At 69.2% G+C, this 5,307-nt stretch carries 5 protein-coding genes; 2 read left to right on the top strand and 3 right to left on the bottom strand.

From position 1 onward, the window contains the following. Positions 1-136: 136 nt before the first annotated feature. Together QH290_RS14325 and ppgK are read right to left on the bottom strand one after the other, a co-directional pair. A complete protein-coding gene (locus QH290_RS14325; RefSeq protein WP_425301871.1) occupies positions 137-1,513 on the bottom strand; it encodes an RNA polymerase sigma factor in 1,377 nt (458 codons plus the stop codon). A 183-nt stretch (positions 1,514-1,696) separates the two neighbouring features. Beyond that, a complete protein-coding gene (gene ppgK, locus QH290_RS14320) occupies positions 1,697-2,455 on the bottom strand; it encodes a polyphosphate--glucose phosphotransferase (protein WP_280269304.1) in 759 nt (252 codons plus the stop codon). A gap of 153 nt (positions 2,456-2,608) precedes the next feature. Between ppgK and QH290_RS14315 the strand changes: the two genes are divergently transcribed. Beyond that, positions 2,609-3,532 carry an inositol monophosphatase family protein gene (locus QH290_RS14315; protein WP_425303600.1) on the top strand — a complete coding sequence of 308 codons (924 nt, stop codon included), beginning with the start codon at positions 2,609-2,611 and terminating at the stop codon, positions 3,530-3,532. Between the two features lie 6 nt (positions 3,533-3,538). On the opposite strand, the gene cei is transcribed toward QH290_RS14315, so the two are convergent. Then, positions 3,539-4,216: an envelope integrity protein Cei gene (cei, locus tag QH290_RS14310; RefSeq protein ID WP_280269303.1), complete on the bottom strand. Its 678-nt coding sequence runs from the start codon at positions 4,214-4,216 to the stop codon at positions 3,539-3,541. 469 nt (positions 4,217-4,685) lie between these two features. Here cei and QH290_RS14305 point away from each other — a divergent pair, with 469 nt between their 5' ends. Next, a complete protein-coding gene (locus QH290_RS14305; protein WP_068028760.1) occupies positions 4,686-4,988 on the top strand; it encodes a DUF4193 domain-containing protein in 303 nt (100 codons plus the stop codon). The last annotated feature ends 319 nt before the right edge of the window (positions 4,989-5,307 follow it).

The following is a 5,307-nucleotide window of genomic DNA, read 5'->3' as shown; positions in this document are numbered from 1 at the left end:
GGGGGGGCGCTCGCGCCTCCCCCCCCCCCGCCCGCCCCGCCCCCGCCGGCTCCCCCCTCCGTTGCGTCCGCCCCCCCCCACCCGGTGGCGCGGGCCCCCCCCTCGGCGGCGCCCCCCCCCCCGATCCGGCTCGTGCTCAGTCGAGGTAGTCGCGCAGGACCTGGGAGCGGCTGGGGTGGCGCAGCTTGCTCATGGTCTTGGACTCGATCTGGCGGATGCGCTCGCGGGTGACCCCGTAGACCTGGCCGATCTCGTCGAGGGTGCGGGGCTGGCCGTCGGTGAGACCGAAGCGCAGCCGGACCACGCCGGCCTCGCGCTCGGACAGCGTCTCCAGCACCGACTGCAGCTGATCCTGCAGCAGCGTGAAGCTCACCGCGTCGACCGCGACGACCGCCTCGGAATCCTCGATGAAATCGCCCAGCTGCGAATCGCCCTCGTCGCCGATGGTCTGGTCCAGCGAGATGGGCTCACGCGCGTACTGCTGGATCTCCAGCACCTTCTCCGGCGTGATGTCCATTTCCTTGGCGAGTTCCTCGGGCGTGGGCTCGCGGCCCAGGTCCTGCAGCAGCTCGCGCTGGATGCGGCCCAGCTTGTTGATGACCTCGACCATGTGCACCGGAATGCGGATGGTGCGGGCCTGGTCGGCCATGGCGCGCGTGATGGCCTGCCGGATCCACCAGGTGGCGTACGTGGAGAACTTGTAGCCCTTGGTGTAGTCGAACTTCTCGACCGCGCGGATCAGGCCCAGGTTGCCCTCCTGGATCAGGTCCAGGAAGGCCATGCCGCGGCCGGTGTAGCGCTTGGCCAGCGAGACCACCAGGCGCAGGTTCGCCTCGAGCAGGTGGTTCTTGGCGCGGTTGCCGTCGCGCATGATCCAGTTCAGGTCGCGGCGCTGCTGGACCGGCGGCTTGTCGCCCTTCTCGGTCAGCTCGCGGTACTTCTCCGTGGCGTAGAGGCCCGCCTCGATCCGCTTGGCGAGTTCGACCTCCTCCTCGGCGTTGAGCAGCGCGACCTTGCCGATCTGCTTGAGGTAGGCGCGCACCGAGTCGGCGGAGGCGGTGAGCTCGGCGTCCTTGCGGGCCTGCCGCAGCGCCTCGGACTCCTCCTCGTCCCAGACGAAGTCGCCGGAGGCCTTGTCCTTCTCCGAGGGCTCGTCGGCCTCCTCGTCGTCGGCGACGGTGACCTCCTCGACGATCTCGCCGTCCTCGGCCAGATCGTCCTCGGAGACCTCGAGGTCGTCGAGGTCGCCCTCGAGCTCGATCGACTCGTCGTCGAGGTTCTCCTCGCCCTCGGTCTCGGCGCCGGGTGCGGCTTTCTTGGCGGCCTTCTTGGCGGGCGCCTTCTTGACCGCGGCCTTGGCACCGGCCTTCTTGGCGGGTGCCTTCTTCGCGGCGGCCTTCTTGGCGGGAGCCTTTTTGGCGGCAGCCTTCTTGACCGGCCGTGCTGCGGTGCTGTCGGTGGAGTCGGCGGCATCGGCCGATTCGGCGGTCTCTCGGGTATTCGTGGCTACCACGTACGCCCTTTCGTGACGGTCTCGTGCGGCGTCACGCCAGATTGATCTTCCGGCGGAGCGGTTCTGTCGGGGTTAACCCGGCTCTCCGGCCGGGGTCGGTTTCCGGCTCACCGCCGGTCATGCGTTCCATTGTAACGATCCGGACGGAGTGCTATGCCCCAGCCTCGCAGGTTGTCGGCTCGGTCATGGTGCGATACCGCCGTCGACCGCCATGGCGGCGCCGACGATCCCCGCGGTATTCCGCAAATGCGCGGCCACCACGGGAGTCCGGTTGCCCAGCAACGGGATCCACTGCTCGGCGTCGCGGCTGATGCCGCCGCCGGCGACGAAGACGTCGGGCCAGAGCAGATTCTCGAGCGTGACCAGCACCTTGGTCACCTGGTGGGACCAGTCCCTGTAGGACAGCTTCTTTCGTTCCTTCACCGAGGAGGCCGCGCGGTGCTCGGCCTCCTTGCCGTCGACCAGGATGTGGCCGAATTCCGTATTCGGCACCAGCGTGCCGTGGTACAGCAGCGCCGAGCCGATCCCGGTGCCGAAGGTCAGCAGCATGACCAGCCCGGCCGTGTCGCGGGCCGCGCCGTAGCGGTCCTCGGCCAGCCCGGCGGCGTCGGCGTCGTTGAGCACCACCACCTCGCGCCCGCCGAGCGCCAGGGAGAACAGTTGCCGGGCATCGGTGTCGATCCAGGACTTGTCGATATTGGCGGCGGTGCGGGCGATGCCGTTGACCACGACGCTGGGCAGCGTGAGCCCGACCGGGCCGTCCCAGTCGGCCTGGGCGACCAGCTTGGCCACCGTCTCGGCGACCGCGTTCGGGGTCGACGGCTGCGGCGTGGCGATCTTGATGCGTTCGTGCGCGAGCTCGCCGGTGGCCAGGTCCACCACCGCGCCCTTGACGCCGCTACCCCCGATATCGATACCGAATGCTTGCCCCCGAGCGGACATTGACAGTCTCCTCGTTTCCCTGTGGTGCCGACCTGATCACAGTGCGCGCGGCACGATACACGGCATTGTGTGACGGGTTGCCCGACAACCGATGTGTGTCGTGCCCGACAAGCCTAATGCGCCCCGCGGGCGATCTGTGTTGCGATGGGAATCGTGCGCGAATCGAACTCATCAGTCACCGCCGCCGCAACCGACCCGCATCCGGCCGGTCAGGATCCGGTCGATCCCGGCGAGATCGCCGAATTGCGCCGTGTCGCAGTGCATCTCGCCCAGGCCGCGGCGGCGCACGTGCGTGCCCGGCGGCCCGAGGTGTTCGGCGGAGGCGAACGCGCCCGCGACGCCGTGCAGGCCAAGAGCTCGCCCACCGACCCGGTCACGGTGGTCGATACCGAAGCCGAGCAGCTGATCCGGCGGCTGCTCGGCGAGCTGCGCCCGGGCGAGCAGGTGCTGGGCGAGGAGGGCGGCGGCAGCCTGGGCGACGATACGCAGGTCGTGTGGGTGGTCGACCCCATCGACGGCACCGTGAACTTCATGTACGGCATCCCCGCCTACGGGGTGTCGGTGGCCGCCATGCGCGGCGGCCGGTCGCTCGCCGGCGCGGTCGCCGACGTCGCGGGCGGGCACACCTACAGCGCGGGCCTCGGCGCGGGAGCCACCCGCACCGACCGGGACGGGACCGCAATCGCCTTGCGCTGCAACGCGGCCGGATCGGTCGGGATGGCACTGCTGGCCACCGGCTTCGGCTACGGCGCCGCCCGGCGCGCCCGGCAGGGACAGCTGATCGCCGAATTGCTGCCGCACGTGCGCGATATCCGCCGGATCGGTTCGGCCGCGCTGGATCTGTGCATGGTCGCCGCCGGTCTCGTCGATGCCCACTACGAGCACGGGCTCAACACCTGGGACTGGGCCGCGGGCGCACTGATCGCGGCCGAGGCGGGCGCGCGGGTGGTGCTGCCCCGGGCGGGCACGGTCAGCCAGACGGGTGAACTGGTCGTCGCGTCCGCCCCGGACATCGCGGACGAATTGATCGAATTGTTCGATCGCCTCGGCGTGTCGGCCGCTGTTCCGGAGAGTTAGGAGCGCTCAGCACTTCCCCTGGCGGGCGGCGTCGAGCAGTGTCGAGTCGATCTCGGGACCACCCGGCGCGGGATTCTTCAACGCCCGCAGGACCTCCTCGGCGTCGGTGGACGGGCGCAGCTCGTTGCCGAACAGCGAGCCCAGCGCCAGGTCCACCGTGTCGTCGCCGCGCTTGTCCTCGATCAGCTCCGCGCACGGCGCCACCAGCTGCACCGCCGCCGCGGCGGGCCGGCCGTTGACGCCGAAGCGGACCTGGCCCGTGCACTCCAGATCGCCGTTGACGTAGACCGGATCGTTGGCGAATTGTGGCGCGGGCGGGCTGGCGAAGCCGAGATCGCTCAGCCGCGAGGCGATGTGCTCGCCCATGCCGCGCTGGCCGGAGGCGTTGTAGACGCGCACCTTGGACTGCGCCAGCGGCGCCGGTTCCACGTCCTGCAGCCGCGACGAGGACACCCGCTCGCCCAGTGGCGCCGGCTGCGGCGCGTTCGGGTCGGCGGCGGGCGTCGGCGAATTGCAGGCCATCGCCGTGCGGCTGCTGTCCTCGGTGGTCAGCGCCTTGATCCACACGATCGCGCAGATCAGTGCCAGGATCGCGACCAGCGCGACCCAGGGCTGGTACCGGCGGCGCAGGAACGGCCTGCCCTTGTCGTCGACGGGGCTGCCTTCGGTGAGCAGTGAAACCACACGCACACCTTACGAGTTCGCGGCGGACAATCGCGCATGCGGACACCGGCGAGTGGCGGCGGATCGCTTCCGAGACTTCGCGGTGCGACAGATATCGCCGGGGTAACGATTCGCTCGACGGCCGGACACGGAATCAGGGGTGTGTACCCGGCCGCGATGACGATTGCCGGTCAGTTTCGACTCGCTCGGGTTTTGATTGCGACTTTTGCCCCGGTGTCCGCTATTGTCTGGCGGCCGATTCGAATCGACCGATGTGAATCAGGGCCGAGATTTCGGGAACAACCAGGGCATGTCCTGCGTTGACCGAGCGCGATCCGGTACAGATCTGCCAGGTCTGGCCCGGTCGGCGACAGGTGTACACGTGACGTACACCACCGGCGGGACGGATCTCGCCGAGCCGATTCCGCAGGGTATCGGCGGCGGTGGGGCCGGTCCGGGATATACGGAGTAAGGACGAGGGGAAGACGACATGGCAACCGACTATGACGCACCGAGGCGTAGTGAAACCGACGAACCGTCGGAAGACTCGCTGGAGGAGCTGAAGGCTCGTCGCAACGAAGCCGCGTCCGCCGTCGTGGATGTCGACGACAGCGATACCGCGGAATCGTTCGAACTTCCCGGCGCGGACCTGTCCGAGGAAGTGCTGTCGGTTCGGGTGATCCCGAAACAGGCCGACGAGTTCACCTGCTCGAGCTGTTTTCTGGTTCATCACCGCAGCCGGCTCGCCACCGAATCCGGTGGCCAGCTGATCTGCATGGATTGTGCAGCCTGATCGTCAGGTACCGGGGTAATTTCATCGGACCGGGCGCGGCGCGCCGCCGGCGGGCCCTAACCCGTAGGCCCCCCAAAACAGGCATACCCGTAGGGGTCGCGGCGGCGGCCGCGGGCTTCGGCGAGGTGGATCAGCTCGGCATGGTCAACGTCGCGGTGCAGCTCGAGGTGCTGTCGCGGCATCCGGTGGTGCGGCGCATCGTCGACAGCACCGGTCGCGGCGTGCTCGAGATCATCGGCAACAGCGGCGTGCTGAAGTCGTTGCGCCCGGCCGATTTCACCGACGAGACGTTCGGCGTGCCCACCGTCACCGACATCAT

Source organism: Nocardia wallacei (assembly GCF_029869545.1).
GTDB lineage: Bacteria > Actinomycetota > Actinomycetes > Mycobacteriales > Mycobacteriaceae > Nocardia > Nocardia wallacei_A.
Note: the sequence above shows the minus strand (reverse complement) of the source record. Positions and strands in the feature narration are given on the sequence as shown.

Coding starts and splice junctions, on each gene's coding strand:
- QH290_RS14305 (WP_068028760.1), top strand. CDS start 4,686: ATGGCAACCGACTATGACGCACCGAGGCGTAGTGAAACCGACGAACCG.
- ppgK (WP_280269304.1), bottom strand. CDS start 2,455: ATGTCCGCTCGGGGGCAAGCATTCGGTATCGATATCGGGGGTAGCGGC.